The following is a 15,767-nucleotide window of genomic DNA, read 5'->3' as shown; positions in this document are numbered from 1 at the left end:
TGGGGAAGTAATGAGCAAAAGGCGAAAAGCAAAAAGCAAAGGGTAAAGGGTAAAGGGCAAAGATAATTTTTGCGTTAAAATCCGGTTTGCTGCTGCCGGATCTTTTATTGATAAAATCCGGACCTGTTGTCTTCGGGTTAAATGGGGTAGACCTTAAACGCTATCTATAAAAAAAACCAGCCAGGAAATCCTGACTGGTCATGTGTTTTGGAGAATTTATCGTTGTTAATTTTTGATGATCTTAAACGTTTTTTCCTGATCAGCGGCTTTTACTTTTATAAGATAAATACCTTTTGACAGGCTGGAAAAATCCATTTCATATTGGTTTGTATTCAGGGATTTATTTACAATAAGCTGCCCCAGTAAATTGGTAACAGTAATGTTACTGAAATTCTCCTGGTTTGAAACAGTTAACGTATTGGCTACCGGATTCGGATAGTAAGCCAGTTTTTTAAAGGTGAAATCTTCGCTGTTTAAAGCAGTGGAGACTGTTACCGCTAAACGGTCCGGGCTTTCAATACCGTTAATGGTTTGTGAAGCATAATAGGTAGTATTGTTTACTAAAACGGTTGATAGCGGTAATGTAGGCTCGGTTGTTAACCCGTGAGCAGCCGGATTTGCATACCATTGGATGTTTTGCCCGTTAACGGTAAGATGGGCTAATGTCTGTCCCGGTGTGAATGTCTGTGTCGGTTGTCCTAATGGAGCCGATGGTGTGGTCACGGTCACGGTTAAATATAGTGGGCCACAGCTGGAATGCGAAGGGATAATGGCTATGGAATGCGTTCCTAAAGCAACATTGGTAAAGATGTTACTGTTTTGTGCCGGCTCATTATCAATTTGAAATTGGAAATCACCCTGGCCGCTAACATTTATGGTTACCGTTTGGTTGGTAATCGCAGCAGTAGCGGTAGGAGCATTTGTTAAGCTAAGTACAATTTCGGAAGGCATTGAGGTACATCCATTAACAATATCGGTGGCTGTTACACTGTATACACCTTCTTGTGTAGCATTAAAAGTTGCGCCGGCAGCACCGGAAATAGGAGTGCCGTTCAGGGACCATACAAAAGAATGCAGGGTGCCGGACAGACCGGTTGAAATGGTATAAGGCGTTGTTGTACTGGTATTGGCATCAAAACAAATGAAACCTGTTCCTGGTAAACTTACAACAGGTGAAGCATTAACGGTCAGGTTAAAGCTAATAACGCGATGACAGCCGGTTGCGGTATCGCTAACCCGTACAAAAATTACTTGTGAAAAAGGAGTTGTGTTGGTGTAGCTTTGAGGTGTGGCTATCGGATTGGCGCTGTTACTAGCATCCTGCATGGTTGTATAATAGTCTACAGTATGTGTAGCCGGATTTAAGCCGTCTAATACAACCGGGGTTTGTGCCGTTAAATTAAAAAGGGCAAAACCGCTATTATTCATGCCGCATATTAATAAATTAGGCAGGCCATTGGCAGGTAGAGACATTATGGTATTGAAATTTACCGGAGCAGACCAGTTGCTGTTTGTTGTTGGAGTGCAAATGGCTCTCACATATACATCATAGGAAGTACAAGGCGATAGCATCGTAACGGTATAAGGACTGGTTACCGATACTATTCCGGGAGTGCCAGGTTGTGGTGCAGGAGTACCAAGTGGCAAAATAATAACTTCCCACTGCGTTTCATTGTTGGAAGATGTCCAGCTAATGTTGGCGGTAGTCGCTGTAACATTGGTCACGGCAATATTTGCCGGAACGTTACAAGCCTGTCCAAACGAAGCGAAAGAGATCAGTAGGATAAGTAGTGATGTGATAAAGTAGTTTTTTTTCATGTGCTTTGGCTTTCAGTGATTTGAGTCTCAAAGCTAATGAAAAATGCACAAATAGCGAGGATTATTTTTTTAAATATAAATAATGGTTGTAGTAGTCAATGATTCCTTTGCCTTTTAGTAGTATATCTGCCCCGATTATTCCGTGTACCGGTTTTGCTTTGTATTGTTGTAAGGCCAGATTGACATGGCTCATGTCAAAAATGACCAGTGCAAAATCACTGGTTTTCCATCGGGAAAGCTGCAGCAGGTTATCCGTTGCCATTTTAGTCTGCATTCCTGTGGCGCCGGCTCCGGCAGCCATGGTGGGCGAATCCTGTGCGGCCAGTTTAAAAAGGTCGATGCTTTCAAAGCCAATACAGCTATTGGATGCTCCGGTGTCTAAAATAAAACTGCCGGGAACGCCGTTGATTTTGGCTTTTATCAGTAAATGCTGTGTTTTTGATACTTTAAAAGGAATTTTAAGATAGCCTTTATCTTTTAAGATCTCATGCAAGTTTTCCATAACTCAAAAATAGTTTAAAAAACGAACAACTTTGTACCTTTGCACTTTTAAAAGAAAAGATTATAATGACTTTAACAGATACGCATACCCATTTATATTCGGAAGAATTTGACCAGGACAGAACCGAAATGATAACCCGGGCAATTGCTGCCGGTGTTACACGCTTTTTTGTGCCTTCCATAGATTCTGAGTATACTCAGAAAATGTACGACCTGGAAAAAGAATTTCCGGAAAATATTTATTTGATGATGGGACTTCATCCGTGTTATGTAAAAGAAAATTACGAACAGGAGCTGGCACATGTTGAAGCGGAGCTTAAAAAGCGAAAATTTCTGGCTATCGGAGAAATCGGGATTGACCTGTACTGGGATAAAACAACTTTGGCGATTCAGCAAACAGCGTTCCGCCGGCAGATACAATTGGCGAAACAATATAAATTGCCTATTAACATTCATTGCAGAGAAGCCTTTGATGAGATTTTTGAAGTGCTGGAAACGGAAAAATCAGCCGATTTATTCGGGATTTTCCATTGCTTCAGCGGAACCTACGAACAGGCATTACAGGCAATATCCTATAATATGAAGCTGGGAATAGGAGGCGTGGTGACTTTTAAAAACGGAAAAATCGACCAGTTTTTAAATCAGATTGATATCAAACATGTTGTATTGGAAACAGATTCTCCATATCTGGCTCCGGTTCCTTACAGGGGGAAAAGAAATGAAAGCAGTTATACGAAATTAGTAGCCGAAAAGCTTGCGCTAATTTATGAGCTCCCTGTAGAAGAAGTTGCCCGGATAACAACGGAAAATTCTAAAGCAATTTTTGGTATTTAACAAAGAAATTCCGTTCAATTAATAAAATTTTCGTTCATTTGTGGATTGCTAAATAAAATAACTAATGTCAAAATTTGATCATATACGCCAGTTTTATGATTCTGAAGTAAATGAAGCTCTAAAAAGCATCATGCATCACCCCATGATGAAGGCCCTGATGAGCTTTACGTTTCCCGATACAGATGATGCGGTATGGATGGAACAATTGGAAAGAACACACTCCATCAGAGATTTTCAGGTGAATTTTATTTATCAGTCAGTTCAAAGAGTTCTGGAAAAAAGTTCAGACGGGTTAACGGCTTCCGGATTTGAAAAACTGGAACCGAATACGGCTTACCTTTTTATATCGAACCATCGCGATATCATTTTAGATACTTCCCTTTTAAATGTCAGCCTGTTTGACCATGGGCAGATTATGACGGCTTCTGCTATTGGTGATAATTTAGTGCAGAAATCGTTTTTGCTGACCTTGTCAAAACTCAACCGAAACTTTTTGGTACAAAGAGGATTGCCGCCAAGAGAATTGCTGCAAAGCTCAAAACTGATGTCGGAATTCATGTATCATTTACTGACAAAAGAAAACCGGTCTGTCTGGATTGCACAAAGAGAAGGAAGAACAAAAGACGGTAATGACGCCACCAATCCGGGTGTGCTGAAAATGCTGGCGATGGCCTGCGAAGGAAAGAACGTTATCGAATTCTTTAAAAAAATAAAAATCGTTCCGGTTTCAATTTCATACGAATACGATCCTACAGATGCTTTGAAAATGCCGCAACTGATGGCTGAAGCAAATGATGAAGTGTACATCAAGGAGAAGAATGAAGATTTTATTACGCTGATCAGCGGTATTATCGGGCAAAAGAAAAGAATACACATTCATGTGGGCGATGTGCTGGATAAGGAACTGGATAAGATCGGAGCGGAGTTTGATAATTCCAATAAGCAGATTCAGGCTTTGGCGCAGGTTATAGACGATTCGATACTTTCAACTTACCGCCTGTGGCCGACCAATTATATCGCATACGATTTACTGCATAAAACCGATCGTTTTTCGGAACGTTATACGCAGAAAGAAAAACAGCTTTTTGAAAGACGACTGGAAATGAAACTGGGTGGAGAAGTAAAAACGCTGCGCGACGGATTCCTGGCCATGTATGCCAATCCGGTAATCAATAAAATGAAATACGAAAATGTCTAACAGACCCAACATTCTGTTAATATACACCGGTGGAACAATCGGTATGGTGAAAGATTCCGAAACAGGAGTATTGAAAGCATTTAATTTTGATGAATTGCTGCTTCGTATTCCGGAACTGAAACTGCTGGATTGTGATATCGAAACATTTTCTTTTAAAGAGCCCATCGATTCTTCGAATATGAATCCGAAAAAATGGGTGGCGATGGCGAATGCCATTGAAAACAATTATGACAGGTTTGACGGATTTGTGGTATTACACGGTTCGGATACCATGTCATATTCTGCTTCTGCCTTGAGCTTTATGCTCGAAAACCTGAGCAAACCGGTCGTGTTTACAGGTTCCCAGCTGCCAATAGGTGATTTAAGGACCGATGCCAAGGAAAACCTGATTACGGCCATACAAATTGCGACACTTCAAAATAAAAATAAACCGCTTATAACGGAAGTATGCCTGTATTTTGAATACAAGCTGTACCGGGGCAACCGGACGACTAAAATAAGTGCGGAACACTTTAATGCTTTTACATCGCCCAATTATCCTGCTATTGCGGAATCGGGTGTGCATTTAAAAGTGAGTGAGGAACTGCTGTTAAAGAGAAACGGAAACAAACAACTGAAAGTAAACAAGGATTTTGACGATCATGTGGTGATTGTTAAAATGTTTCCGGGAATCAATGAAAGTGTTTTACATGCCGTTTTGAATATTCCGAATCTGAAAGGAGTTATACTGGAAACATACGGTTCCGGTAATGCGCCAACGGAGGAATGGTTTATTGCAATACTGGAAAAAGCCGTAAAAAACGGACTGCACATTATTAATGTGACACAATGTTCCGGAGGAAGTGTGAATATGGACAAATATGAAACCGGATTAGAGCTTAAAAAAATAGGCGTTATTTCGGGTCGGGATATCACGACAGAGGCTGCAATTGCTAAGCTGATGTACCTTTTGGGGCAAAAAGTTTCCCCCGCAGTTTTTAAAACTATATACGAAACATCAATACGTGGAGAAATGACATAATATTTTTGTAAAAAGCATTGATAAAACAAAATAAAAGTCGTTAATTCGCAATCTGAAATTAGAGAGGTGGCCGAGTGGTCGAAGGCGCACGCCTGGAAAGTGTGTATACTCCAAAAGAGTATCGAGGGTTCGAATCCCTTCCTCTCTGCTTAATGGTATAAACCGCAGTAAATCAATGATTTACTGCGGTTTTTTTATGATTTAAATTCTCTCGAACCTATATAGTCAAATAATGACAAATGATTGACTGATAGTAAATTAAATATTCTGCTCTTTATTGCTTTTATAAATTTAAATTTTATTTCAATTATCAATGCATACATAAATTTCCTATCCGCTAAATGGTCAGGTACTTTCTTTATTTATTTTAGATGATGTTTACATGAAACACTCATCAAATAGTTAAATGATTATCGAGTAACTCAGTTTGCTAATTGGTAATAGATTCCGATAGTCAGGTTTATGGTAAAATGTATTTAAAGTTTGCCTTTCTCTTCTAAAATAAAACTTTATAAGCATTGTAAATGCGTTCTTTTTGGTATTTAATAATTCTTTTATTTTAAAAAATAGTATATTTACATACTAAAAAAATGATTTATGAACTATCAACTTATTAAGGACGTTATTCAACTTGTAGAGAAATTTGAAAGGGACAATAACAGTGATGGTTATCCAAAAGATATAAAAGGCTTTAAAAAATGGGTTTCTGATAATGAAAAGGAGACGAACTCTGATTTAAAAGAACCTGATTGGGAGGGTAAAATAGATGGCAGAAGTCCAGAGAGTGTAATCAGTACTTTATTGGTACACATGAATCGATATGCTAAAGCCTACTCTAAATCTGCTATTCACGGTTCTGAGTTTTCGACACAAGAAGATTTCGTTTACCTAATTAATTTAAAAGCTTTTGGTGCAATGACAAAGATGGAGCTTGTTAAAAAAAATATACAGGATAAACCAACAGGGATGCAAATCATTAACCGTTTGATCAAAAATGGCTGGGTAATACAGAGTGATTCAGAAACGGACAGAAGAAGTAAAGTAATTAAGATCACTTCCAGAGGTTTGGAATCATTAAGCGAACAAATGGGAAAAATACGCCTTGCAACTCAAATTGTTTCAGGTGATTTGTCTTATCCTGAAAAAATGCAGCTGATAAGGTTATTAAATAAACTGGATGATTTTCACCACCCGATTTTTTCCCAACATATAGACAGTCATGAGCTTTTGCAAAAAGTGAATGATCACTTTTTATTCACTAAAAAGACAAGTATATGAAAAAGAAAATCGCAATAATTGGTTCAGGTATTTCTGGTTTATCTGCTGCGTCGTACTGTGCTCAGGCAGGTAACGAGGTTCACGTTTTTGAAAAACAGGATCAACCCGGTGGAAGAGCCAGGCAGTTTCAAACAGATAATGGTTATACCTTTGATATGGGGCCAAGCTGGTATTGGATGCCTGATATTATTGAATCGTTCTTTAATAATTTCGGTTATCATGCTACAGACTTTTACAATCTTGTTGCCCTAAACCCACAGTTTGAAATAATCTTCCAAGATGGTAAGATTACAGTTCCGGAATCCTATGATGATCTTAAAGTTTTATTTGAAGATATTGAAAAGGGAGCAGGTGAGAAGTTGGATCTTTTTATGAAATCTGCTAAATATAAATATGATATCGGAATGAAAGAATTTGTAAATAAGCCCTGTCACAGTTGGCTGGAATTCTTATCTCCAAAGATTGCTGGTAGTACTTTAAAACTAAATCTGCTCACCAATTTTAGAAGTTATGTGGGGAAATATTTTTCCAATCATAAATTAAGAGCGCTTATGGAGTTCCCTGTTATATTTCTCGGGGCCTCGCCAACCAAAATTCCGGCCTTGTATAGCCTGATGAATTATGGAGGCTATGCTCTGGGAACCTGGTATCCGATGGGCGGTTTCTATCAATTGGTTCTCGCCATGCAAAAAGTAGCAGCAGAACAAGGCGCCTATTTTCATTTCAATCAAAATATTGATCAGATTATTGTTGAACAAGGTCAGGTCAAAGGATTAATTGTTAACGGAGAATTCCTGGTATTTGATTCGATAATAGCATCTTGTGATTATCATCATACAGAGACATTACTGGAACCCAACATGCGTAATTATGATGAAAAATACTGGGCTAGCCGTACTTTTGCTCCTTCCTGTCTGATTTATTATTTGGGTTTTAACGAACGGATTCCCAATTTAAAACATCATACCTTATTTTTCGAAAACGATCTGGACGAACATGTTGCCAACATTTACAACACCAAAAAATGGCCGGAAAAACCATTATTCTATGCCTGTTGTCCATCAAAAACCGATCCATCGGTCGCCCCGGAAGGGTGTGAAAACCTTTTTTTATTAATACCCCTTGCCACTGGGCTTTCCGATGCGGAATCGATGCGGGAGAAGTATTTATACGAAATGTTGGAACGTATCGAAAAACATACCGGAACGAAGAACCTGAAGTCAAAATTAGATTATAAAAAAAGTTATTGTGTCAGCGATTTTATAAACGATTACAATGCTTATGGCGGTAATGCCTACGGATTAGCCAATACGCTAAATCAAACGGCGGTACTAAAACCATCTATTAAAAACAAGCACGTAAAAAATCTGTTTTACACCGGTCAGCTAACAGTACCCGGACCGGGAGTTCCACCCTCTATTATATCAGGTAATATAGTTGCAAAAGAAGTAAACAAACTCAAAATATCCAGGTATGAAAAAGCTATTTGACGAAGTATCCTATAAGGTTAGCAAAATTGTGACCGAAAAATATAGTACAAGCTTCTCTCTAGGCATTTTGGCTTTAAAGCCCGGAATCAGACCTGCTATATATGCTATTTATGGCTATGTACGACTGGCTGATGAGATCGTTGACAGTTTCCACGATTATGACAAAGCCGCATTACTGGAGCGTTTTCGAAATGAAACCTACATGGCGTTCCAGGAAGGGATTTCACTAAACCCAATATTGCAGTCATTTCAGGAAACAGTAAACCATTATAACATCGACCAATCATTAATTGCACAGTTTCTGCATAGTATGGAAATGGACTTGCATCAGGTAGATTATAATTCCGAGCGCTATCAGGAATATATTTTAGGCTCAGCAGAAGTGGTAGGACTTATGTGTCTTCAGGTATTTGTGAATGGAGACAAGTCTTGCTTTGAAAAACTAAAACCCTATGCGATGAAATTGGGGTCCGCTTTTCAGAAAGTAAACTTTTTAAGGGATCTAAAAGACGACTATCAGATTTTGGGACGTACCTATTTCCCAAATATCCAAATGAATCTTTTTAACCCAGAGATTAAACATCAGATTGAAACTGAAATTGAATCAGAGTTTGAAGAAGCACTGATCGGGATAAAAATGCTGCCAGCTTCTTCCCGATTTGGAGTATATTTAGCTTACAAATACTACTTATCGTTGTTTACTAAAATAAAGAAAACTCCAGCTGAGAAAATAATGTCCCAACGGATTCGTATTGCCAATAGTCAAAAGTTATCCCTTGCGATGAGTAGTTATGTGCAATATAAAATAGCCGTTCTATGAAGTTATTAACGGTATTACTAATGCTTTTTACCTGTCTTGTCACAGTAGCACATAATGATCCTAATATGGATTCCATACGTGCGAATTATGTCAAAGCAGTATCGGATAAAAAGCTGTGTAAAGCCATGTTAGCACAATTACAGACTAAAAATGGAAATAGTGTTTATCTTGCTTACAGGGGGGCTTTCAGAACAATCTGGGCCAGTCATGCCATTAATCCGATAGTTAAGCTTAATGCTTTTAATAAGGGTAAAAAGGATATCGAAAATGCTGTAAAAGAAAGTCCTAATAATATTGAAATCCGTTTTATCCGATTATCTATTCAGCAAAACTGTCCTTCCTTTTTAGGATACAACAACGAAGTAGAACAAGATTTGCAATTTATTCATGCTAACAAAAATAGGATAACCTCAATACCGCTAAAAAATATGATTGCTGCAGTCGTTAAAAAAGAAATACAATGATTACCGATTTAAACAAGAGTAATAATTAAATATGTAAATACCGCTTTTTCGATGAGACACAACGAATTTTAGGTGTTTTAGCAAGTTGCATATCTGTGAAAAACTGCAATATATACTTAACCGGCATTACCGCATAGGAACAATTGTCTAATTAATCTTTCAAACCGCTATGAATTTTAGCATCGTTATTTTAACATTTATACTAATGGAAGGTGCAACCTGGATTATCCATAAATATGTGATGCATGGATTTTTATGGGTCTTGCATCGGGATCATCACGATCACACCAATAAAGGACCGCTTGAAAAAAATGATTACTTTTTTGTAATCTTTGCATTACCGGCCATTGCCTTATTATATTGGGGGTCTTTAAACAATTTTGATTACCGGTTTTTCATAGGTTTAGGTATTACCTTATATGGGATTGCTTATTTTTGGGTGCATGATATTTTTATTCACCAACGAATAAAAACATTGCAGAAAACACAAAACCCATATTTTCTGGCTATCCGAAGAGCGCATAAACAGCATCACAAACATACGGGCAGGCACGATGGAGAATGCTTCGGTTTTTTATGGGTTCCCTTAAAATATTTCAGAATGTATTTTAATACTAAACAATAATGAAACCGTATACTTATTTATTGATTAATTTGCTTACCGTAATTGTTTGCTTTATTTTTTCATTTGACAAAAGGATACAGTTCAACAAACAGTTTTCTGCCTTTTTAAAGGCCGGTATCTTGGTTGCAATACCATTTATAATATGGGATATCTTTTTCACAAAAATAGGAGTCTGGTGGTTTAATAAAGCCTATACCCTTGGTATTAGCATTTTCGGTTTGCCAATCGAAGAATGGTTGTTTTTTATATGTATTCCGTTTTCTTGCATTTTTACATTTTTCTGCCTCGACAAATTTTTTAACCTTGACCGGGCTAGGCCTTACAATAATATCATTGTATTCATCAGTGTGATTGTATGTGCCGTGTTTGCTTTATTATATACAGATAAGATTTATACTTTAGTTACTGCAATTATTACAATATTAACGTTAGTCTTTTTACATTTTATAGCTCGGGTAGATTGGATCGGAAAAGCTTCTCTGGTGTTTTCTGTATTAATGCTTGGTTTTTTTCCAGTTAATGGGGTGTTAACCGGTACAGGACTGGAATCTGCAATAGTCAATTATAATCCCGAAGAATTTTTAAATATACGATTACTTACTATTCCCATTGAAGACGCTGTTTACGGATATGCTCAATTTCTTCTTAATCTTTACTTCTTTAAGATGTTTCAAAAACGTAATTAGTGTTTTTGATATCTTATTTGCAAGTTGAAAATATAGGATACTATTGCTTATTATTATTTAGAACGATTTTATATTTTACCTGTAGTTGCTACAATTTAATCTGGCGAAACATTTTTACTGTAGTTTTGTGTTAAACCTAGCCTGATATCAAATATGAATTAACAAAAGTTATTCATGCATAATTGATTAATTGGCAAATCTGCCAGAAATAATTCTAAAAACTAGTGTGCAATGAAATTGCATAAAATATAAAAGCCTGTATTCATAAGATGTATCATTTCATTAATTTTATTCAGGGAATTCCTTTAGCACAGCCATTAAAAGTTAAGGTGCTAAGGGAGAATGATGAGTACCTGTCTATTGTTCAGGATTTGAATTTATATGCAAAAGGTGATGATTTAAATGAAACCATTGAAGAGTTAAAGGAGGATTTGAAGAATCTATATCAGGATTTATTTAATAGTGATTACATCCCTTCAGGTAATGCAATGAAACTTAAAAGTGAATTTGAAAAAATATTAAAGTAAATGGGGAAATTTATAATATTTACCGAAAAGGAAGTTAATGTTGCTATTCGAGAAAAAATTCCAACGAAAGATATACATAATAATGGCAGACATGATACTGCAAAAATCGTTATAGGGAATAAATATTATGGTACGATAAAATTGCCTGATTTAAGCGATGAAAAATTTGGAGAAAGCAGAACTAAAATAACTATTAAGCAATTGGGATTAACATCTATTCAGTATAATGAATTTGTAAAAGGTATAATGAGTAAGAAGGAATATAATAGCATCTTAAGTAGTAAGTGATTTACATATTACAAGTTTTATAAAACAAAAAAGAAGATGATACAGTATTACAAAAAACTAACAAAAAAGATACTAATCATAGTACTATTCTTTTTTTTTCCACCTCACTTATGGAACGAAAATAATTAATGTAGATCAATTGACTCAGATTTTAAGGTAACGCTTGTATCAAATATTTTTACCGGTAAATAGCTATATTTAAGCGAAACTGTAGTTTAGTCCTCTATATGGCCGGCTATGATGTTTTCACGGAACTTTGCCCAGTTTGAGTCGCCTTTCCAGTAATAGCATTCGGACATCCGGTAATCATCAAGATTTAGCTGGTGGAATTCATTTTGGGTATTTAAAACTTCAACGCCTAATTGCTGCAGTACTATATTGATATCGCCTTCTGCTGCTTTAATGGCATTCCGGTATAATTCGCCATAATATTTGTAAGAGAGATACGTAATTACATAATCCTCAAATCCTATTTCTTTGGCAAAGAGATGGACTAATTCACCGCCAAATTGTAAGTTGTCATTATCAGTGCTGTAGTCTAAATGCAGTTTACGGCTCCAGTGCAAAAGGTGGTAGTCGTCCAGAAAAACAATGGCAAAATCGTTTTCGAAAGCTACAGCCAGTCCATAATATTGAATCTTTTCGAGATTAACAGGCATTCGGCCGATTAAAGCATTGGTATCATGTCCCATTAGAGATATAGGTTTTAAATCGAAAAAACAGCCTCTATCTGGGTCCCTTTTCCAACATTCGATTTGATTTTCAGTTCTCCTCTTAAGGCAGTAATACGTTCGGTCATGTTTTTCAGTCCGATACCTTTTTTGGACGATTTCAGATCAAAGCCCTTGCCGTCATCACTAACCACCAGTTTTAGCGTATTCTCCTCAATCGGGGTGATCGTGATAAAAGCATTTTTAGCATTGGCATACTTGTTTATGTTTAAAATAGCCTCCTGGATAATGCGGTAAATGTTAATCTTGGTTGTGCTCGGAACTGTATCCCAATTGATACTTTCATCAATTTCATGATGGAAACTGGTGCTGTTGATGTTTTCCTGACTTTTGATCAGGAAGCTGAGTAATTCGGAGAAATTACGCTCTTCAAAGAAAGAGTTTTTCTTTAAATCATGGGATATCGTCCGGATCTCTTTTTCAATATTCTGAAGTTCCAGGATATACTCTTTTCTTTTTTCCGTTGCCTTTTCGTCGGCTTTATTGTTGAAAAAACCTAAATTCATACGAACACCATAAATCTTATTCATGATGTTGTCGTGCAGCTCCATTGCAATTCTCGATTTTTCTTCTTCCTTAGCCACACTTACTTTTTCCTGCTGTTCGATAAGTAAATGATAGATTTCTTCATTGGCTTCCTGTTGCTGTTGCAGTAATTGTAACTCTTTGTTTTTCGCTTTTAAGTGGCGGATGATCCCCAGGGCTGTTACCAGGAAAATAAAAAAGGCAGCACCAATCAGGATATAAAGATTTCGTTTTGTCAATACCTGGTTTTCTTCTTCCAGTCGTTCCGTTTCGTAGGCTATCCGGGCATATTTATTTCTCGTGGCTCTTTCTTTTTTCTGTAAACTGTCGCTAACGGCTATATATACATTGGAATAGTGCAGGTTGTTTTGATTGTCAATTTGCGATAACAATTTTAAAGAACGCAGTATTTCATAGTAACTTTTGATATCGTTAGCCAGTTGGTAGCTTTCTTTAAAAATAGAAATGGATTTAGCGGTGTCTTTTTTCATCAGGTAGTATTCTCCTAACTGTATTTTACTGAACACCACAGCCGATTTTATATCAAGACTGTCCCGGATGTGCAGCGCTTCAAAGAACATATCCGGTAAATTCGAGAAGTTGCCGGTTTTCATTCGGGAATAAGCCAGGTTACTCAAAGAAGTGGCATACGAATCCGGAGATATTTTCCGCAGGTCTTTAATGGCAATTACTTTTTCAAATTGTTCGATAGCCTTATTGTGCTCACCCATTTTTTCATACAGGTAACCCATATTGTTTAAAGTGGGAGCTGAATAACTGATGATAATCCGCGGATCGGTTTCTTCCAGTTTTAGCTTTTCAAATTCTTTTAATGCCAGTTCGTGGTATTTTAATGCTTCCGAATCGTAGTTCAGTCCCTGTAAATTGATGGCAAGCATGTTGTAGCAGCCGTAAATTAACCGGTGATTTTTTGTTGGCGTTAAAAAGTGCAGGGCATTACTAACTTCAATTTCGCTTTCGGTGTAGTTTCCTTCGTTATATAAGATACCACCTTTGTACAGATACATTCTGCCAAGGTTTTCATAGTCTTTTTTCTTGCTGTAGATTTTTTCTGCCTGAAGATAGTAGTAGAAAGCACTGTCTTTTTTGGTAGGCTCATAGCAGTCACCGATATAGTAAAGCGCTTTAGCAACAGCCAGGGTATCTTTCCCTTCTACTGAAAGCCGGTGCGCGATACGGCTGATGGTTTTGGAATTGTCAAAATCATTCTGACGGTAATATTCAGAAGCAAGCTGGAAATAATAATCCCGGGTAATAGAATCGTTTTTCCTTTTAGAAATATAATTGATGATGGAATCGTAGTAGATCTTTTTCTGTTCAACTTTCAGATTGGTATTACCGGCATCTTTAAATAATGATTTTATTTTTTTGTCAGAATCATTAATGGGGAGATTTGTGTTATCTTTTTTACAGGCGAAAAAAAATAAACAGCAGAACAATAGTATGGTGTTGCGTAGTAATTTCAAATCAAAACGAGTTGCGGATTATTTACCAAATGTAAGACTTTGATGTAATAAAGTAAAAAAAAGTTGGGCAATATGGTTAGTTAAAACCGTATTGCCCAAATGTAGGTTGCTTTAGAAGTTAAATTATCTTTTTGGTGGGATAATGGTTCCTCCGCCATTGTCGTCACCTTCAAGATTTGTACTTATCGGCTCAGTGGTCGTGTTGTTTGGTAAAATTGCTGTGGAATCGTTAGGGATCACACGCATTAAGTCACTTTCTTTATTAAATTGTTGTTTTGCGCTGGTTTCTTGTGAAGCATCATATTCGTCAGTTGAACAAGAGAAGGTTAATCCGCCAACAATAATAAGTGTCAAAATAAGAAGTACTTTTTTCATAAAAAATTTTTTTAATGTTAAGATAATGGGGTCGTTACAACATTTTTTATGATGTTGTGGTATTTGTTTTGTTTGTTGATCTGAAAGATGGGATTTCTTTTCAGTATTACTAAAGATGTCATTTGTAAATTATGATCCCTCATCCTAGTAATTGTTTAAAGCTTTAAATTGTTCCGTCATTATTACAGTTACAAAATTATATAATGTTGAATCTCTTTTTGTTATCATTGACTGCGTATTTAGTGGTTGTAAGGCGGTTGTTAGTAGAATGACTGTTTTTGCGGGTGAATAGCAGATTTACTAAGAAGAGATACGCCGGATAATGGTGTCAATGTTATCTTTATAAGACCTTGAGAAAGGAATCGAAATTTCATTATTATTTAAGTAGCATTTTAATTTCCCTAAATTAATTCTGGAAACATAATTAATATTTACAATTGAACTGTTGTGCACCCGTAAAAAATAGAAAGGTAATAAACTTTCAAAATGTTTTAACGTCTTGTAGGCACTAATTTTTTGCCCTGAATTCAGGAAGATATCAGTAGTGTTATTGTCTGCTTTTAAATGCGTAATGTCTTTTAAATGTACAAACTGATAATCACCGTATGATTTCACACAAATAGTTTCAGGCTCTTTGACCGGATTTTTTTTCTGGAAACGAAGTAAGCATTTTCGAAGCTCACTTTGGCTCAGCGGTTTTAATAAATAATCCGAAACCCCTTTTTTAATAGCTTCAAACGCATGGCTCTCATCGGAAGTAATAACCACAAAATAGGGTAATTCCTCTAAAAACTCATTCAATTCCGATAAAATAGCGAAAGATAAATCAGAATCGGGCTTTTTTGAAGCAATTTCAATGAACACTAATTTCGGCTTTAACTCTAAAATCCTGTTTATGGCTTCCTCCTTGGTTTTGATGATACCAAGGCACAGGAAGTCTTCAAAATCTTCAAAAACATCTAAAATACTTTTGGCAACTTTCTCATCGTCATCAATGAGCAGAAACGGATAATGCACAGCTGAAATTTTAGTGCAAGCTATGATTTTCATACGATATAGTTTTACGGATATTCCGTACTTTTTGTTTAGATTTGTAATA

General features: G+C 36.6%; 17 protein-coding genes and 1 tRNA gene. 12 read left to right on the top strand and 6 right to left on the bottom strand.

Translation table 11 applies throughout. The features are described from left to right. Window positions 1–225: 225 nt before the first annotated feature. Window positions 226–1,818 (bottom strand): FIDD domain-containing protein, encoded by a 1,593-nt coding sequence (locus tag BGO42_RS11970; RefSeq protein ID WP_273244431.1) that lies wholly within the window; start codon window positions 1,816–1,818, stop codon window positions 226–228. Between the two features lie 61 nt (window positions 1,819–1,879). Next, window positions 1,880–2,320 carry a retropepsin-like aspartic protease gene (locus BGO42_RS11965; protein WP_273244432.1) on the bottom strand — a complete coding sequence of 147 codons (441 nt, stop codon included), beginning with the start codon at window positions 2,318–2,320 and terminating at the stop codon, window positions 1,880–1,882. 65 nt (window positions 2,321–2,385) lie between these two features. On the opposite strand from BGO42_RS11965, the gene BGO42_RS11960 reads away from it, so the two are divergent. The 12 genes from BGO42_RS11960 to BGO42_RS11905 all read left to right on the top strand — a co-directional run bounded on the left by BGO42_RS11960 (window position 2,386) and on the right by BGO42_RS11905 (window position 11,550). Beyond that, entirely contained in the window at window positions 2,386–3,153 is a 768-nt protein-coding gene (locus BGO42_RS11960) for a TatD family hydrolase (protein ID WP_273244434.1), read from the top strand. Between the two features lie 64 nt (window positions 3,154–3,217). Next, window positions 3,218–4,351: a 1-acyl-sn-glycerol-3-phosphate acyltransferase gene (locus BGO42_RS11955; protein WP_177730317.1), complete on the top strand. Its 1,134-nt coding sequence runs from the start codon at window positions 3,218–3,220 to the stop codon at window positions 4,349–4,351. Next, window positions 4,344–5,372, top strand: a complete 1,029-nt coding sequence (locus BGO42_RS11950; RefSeq protein ID WP_273244436.1) for an asparaginase — start codon at window positions 4,344–4,346, stop codon at window positions 5,370–5,372. Before BGO42_RS11955 ends, BGO42_RS11950 begins: the two co-directional genes overlap by 8 nt. Before the next feature lie 60 nt (window positions 5,373–5,432). Continuing rightward, window positions 5,433–5,520 (top strand) — tRNA-Ser (locus BGO42_RS11945). Window positions 5,521–5,969: 449 nt separating this feature from the next. Continuing rightward, window positions 5,970–6,650, top strand: coding sequence for a MarR family winged helix-turn-helix transcriptional regulator (locus tag BGO42_RS11940; protein WP_273244438.1), 681 nt, complete (start codon window positions 5,970–5,972; stop codon window positions 6,648–6,650). Further along, window positions 6,647–8,140, top strand: a complete 1,494-nt coding sequence (gene crtID / locus BGO42_RS11935; protein ID WP_273244440.1) for a bifunctional phytoene desaturase/3,4-desaturase — start codon at window positions 6,647–6,649, stop codon at window positions 8,138–8,140. Before BGO42_RS11940 ends, crtID begins: the two co-directional genes overlap by 4 nt. Next, window positions 8,124–8,960: a phytoene/squalene synthase family protein gene (locus BGO42_RS11930; protein WP_273244442.1), complete on the top strand. Its 837-nt coding sequence runs from the start codon at window positions 8,124–8,126 to the stop codon at window positions 8,958–8,960. The genes crtID and BGO42_RS11930 overlap by 17 nt, the downstream gene beginning before the upstream one ends. Then, a complete protein-coding gene (locus tag BGO42_RS11925) occupies window positions 8,957–9,424 on the top strand; it encodes a hypothetical protein (RefSeq protein ID WP_273244444.1) in 468 nt (155 codons plus the stop codon). The genes BGO42_RS11930 and BGO42_RS11925 overlap by 4 nt, the downstream gene beginning before the upstream one ends. 169 nt (window positions 9,425–9,593) lie before the next feature. Next, window positions 9,594–10,049, top strand: a complete 456-nt coding sequence (locus tag BGO42_RS11920) for a sterol desaturase family protein (RefSeq protein WP_177730304.1) — start codon at window positions 9,594–9,596, stop codon at window positions 10,047–10,049. Beyond that, window positions 10,049–10,735, top strand: a complete 687-nt coding sequence (locus BGO42_RS11915) for a lycopene cyclase domain-containing protein (RefSeq protein WP_273244446.1) — start codon at window positions 10,049–10,051, stop codon at window positions 10,733–10,735. The genes BGO42_RS11920 and BGO42_RS11915 overlap by 1 nt, the downstream gene beginning before the upstream one ends. Window positions 10,736–11,004: 269 nt before the next feature. Next, window positions 11,005–11,262 carry a hypothetical protein gene (locus BGO42_RS11910; RefSeq protein WP_273244448.1) on the top strand — a complete coding sequence of 86 codons (258 nt, stop codon included), beginning with the start codon at window positions 11,005–11,007 and terminating at the stop codon, window positions 11,260–11,262. Continuing rightward, window positions 11,263–11,550, top strand: coding sequence for a hypothetical protein (locus BGO42_RS11905; RefSeq protein WP_177730298.1), 288 nt, complete (start codon window positions 11,263–11,265; stop codon window positions 11,548–11,550). Window positions 11,551–11,765: 215 nt separating this feature from the next. Here the strand turns inward: BGO42_RS11905 and BGO42_RS11900 are convergent, their stop codons facing one another. From BGO42_RS11900 to BGO42_RS11885, 4 genes are all read right to left on the bottom strand, one after another. After that, a complete protein-coding gene (locus BGO42_RS11900; RefSeq protein WP_273244451.1) occupies window positions 11,766–12,242 on the bottom strand; it encodes a hypothetical protein in 477 nt (158 codons plus the stop codon). 14 nt (window positions 12,243–12,256) lie between these two features. Then, on the bottom strand, window positions 12,257–14,293 hold the full coding sequence (locus BGO42_RS11895) for a tetratricopeptide repeat-containing sensor histidine kinase (protein WP_273244453.1): 2,037 nt from the start codon (window positions 14,291–14,293) through the stop codon (window positions 12,257–12,259). Window positions 14,294–14,416: 123 nt separating this feature from the next. Next, on the bottom strand, window positions 14,417–14,668 hold the full coding sequence (locus tag BGO42_RS11890; RefSeq protein WP_177730292.1) for a hypothetical protein: 252 nt from the start codon (window positions 14,666–14,668) through the stop codon (window positions 14,417–14,419). Window positions 14,669–14,968: 300 nt separating this feature from the next. Next, window positions 14,969–15,718, bottom strand: coding sequence for a LytR/AlgR family response regulator transcription factor (locus tag BGO42_RS11885; protein ID WP_273244455.1), 750 nt, complete (start codon window positions 15,716–15,718; stop codon window positions 14,969–14,971). Window positions 15,719–15,767: the final 49 nt, after the last annotated feature.

Origin of the sequence: Flavobacterium sp. 40-81 (genome assembly GCF_001898245.1) — a bacterium.
GTDB lineage: Bacteria > Bacteroidota > Bacteroidia > Flavobacteriales > Flavobacteriaceae > Flavobacterium > Flavobacterium inviolabile.
The sequence above is the reverse complement of the archived record's forward strand: the minus strand, read 5'-3'. Positions and strand labels throughout refer to the sequence as shown.

Coding starts and splice junctions, on each gene's coding strand:
- BGO42_RS11970 (WP_273244431.1), bottom strand. CDS start 1,818: ATGAAAAAAAACTACTTTATCACATCACTACTTATCCTACTGATCTCT.
- BGO42_RS11965 (WP_273244432.1), bottom strand. CDS start 2,320: ATGGAAAACTTGCATGAGATCTTAAAAGATAAAGGCTATCTTAAAATT.
- BGO42_RS11960 (WP_273244434.1), top strand. CDS start 2,386: ATGACTTTAACAGATACGCATACCCATTTATATTCGGAAGAATTTGAC.
- BGO42_RS11955 (WP_177730317.1), top strand. CDS start 3,218: ATGTCAAAATTTGATCATATACGCCAGTTTTATGATTCTGAAGTAAAT.
- BGO42_RS11950 (WP_273244436.1), top strand. CDS start 4,344: ATGTCTAACAGACCCAACATTCTGTTAATATACACCGGTGGAACAATC.
- BGO42_RS11940 (WP_273244438.1), top strand. CDS start 5,970: ATGAACTATCAACTTATTAAGGACGTTATTCAACTTGTAGAGAAATTT.
- crtID (WP_273244440.1), top strand. CDS start 6,647: ATGAAAAAGAAAATCGCAATAATTGGTTCAGGTATTTCTGGTTTATCT.
- BGO42_RS11930 (WP_273244442.1), top strand. CDS start 8,124: ATGAAAAAGCTATTTGACGAAGTATCCTATAAGGTTAGCAAAATTGTG.
- BGO42_RS11925 (WP_273244444.1), top strand. CDS start 8,957: ATGAAGTTATTAACGGTATTACTAATGCTTTTTACCTGTCTTGTCACA.
- BGO42_RS11920 (WP_177730304.1), top strand. CDS start 9,594: ATGAATTTTAGCATCGTTATTTTAACATTTATACTAATGGAAGGTGCA.
- BGO42_RS11915 (WP_273244446.1), top strand. CDS start 10,049: ATGAAACCGTATACTTATTTATTGATTAATTTGCTTACCGTAATTGTT.
- BGO42_RS11910 (WP_273244448.1), top strand. CDS start 11,005: ATGTATCATTTCATTAATTTTATTCAGGGAATTCCTTTAGCACAGCCA.
- BGO42_RS11905 (WP_177730298.1), top strand. CDS start 11,263: ATGGGGAAATTTATAATATTTACCGAAAAGGAAGTTAATGTTGCTATT.
- BGO42_RS11900 (WP_273244451.1), bottom strand. CDS start 12,242: ATGGGACATGATACCAATGCTTTAATCGGCCGAATGCCTGTTAATCTC.
- BGO42_RS11890 (WP_177730292.1), bottom strand. CDS start 14,668: ATGAAAAAAGTACTTCTTATTTTGACACTTATTATTGTTGGCGGATTA.
- BGO42_RS11885 (WP_273244455.1), bottom strand. CDS start 15,718: ATGAAAATCATAGCTTGCACTAAAATTTCAGCTGTGCATTATCCGTTT.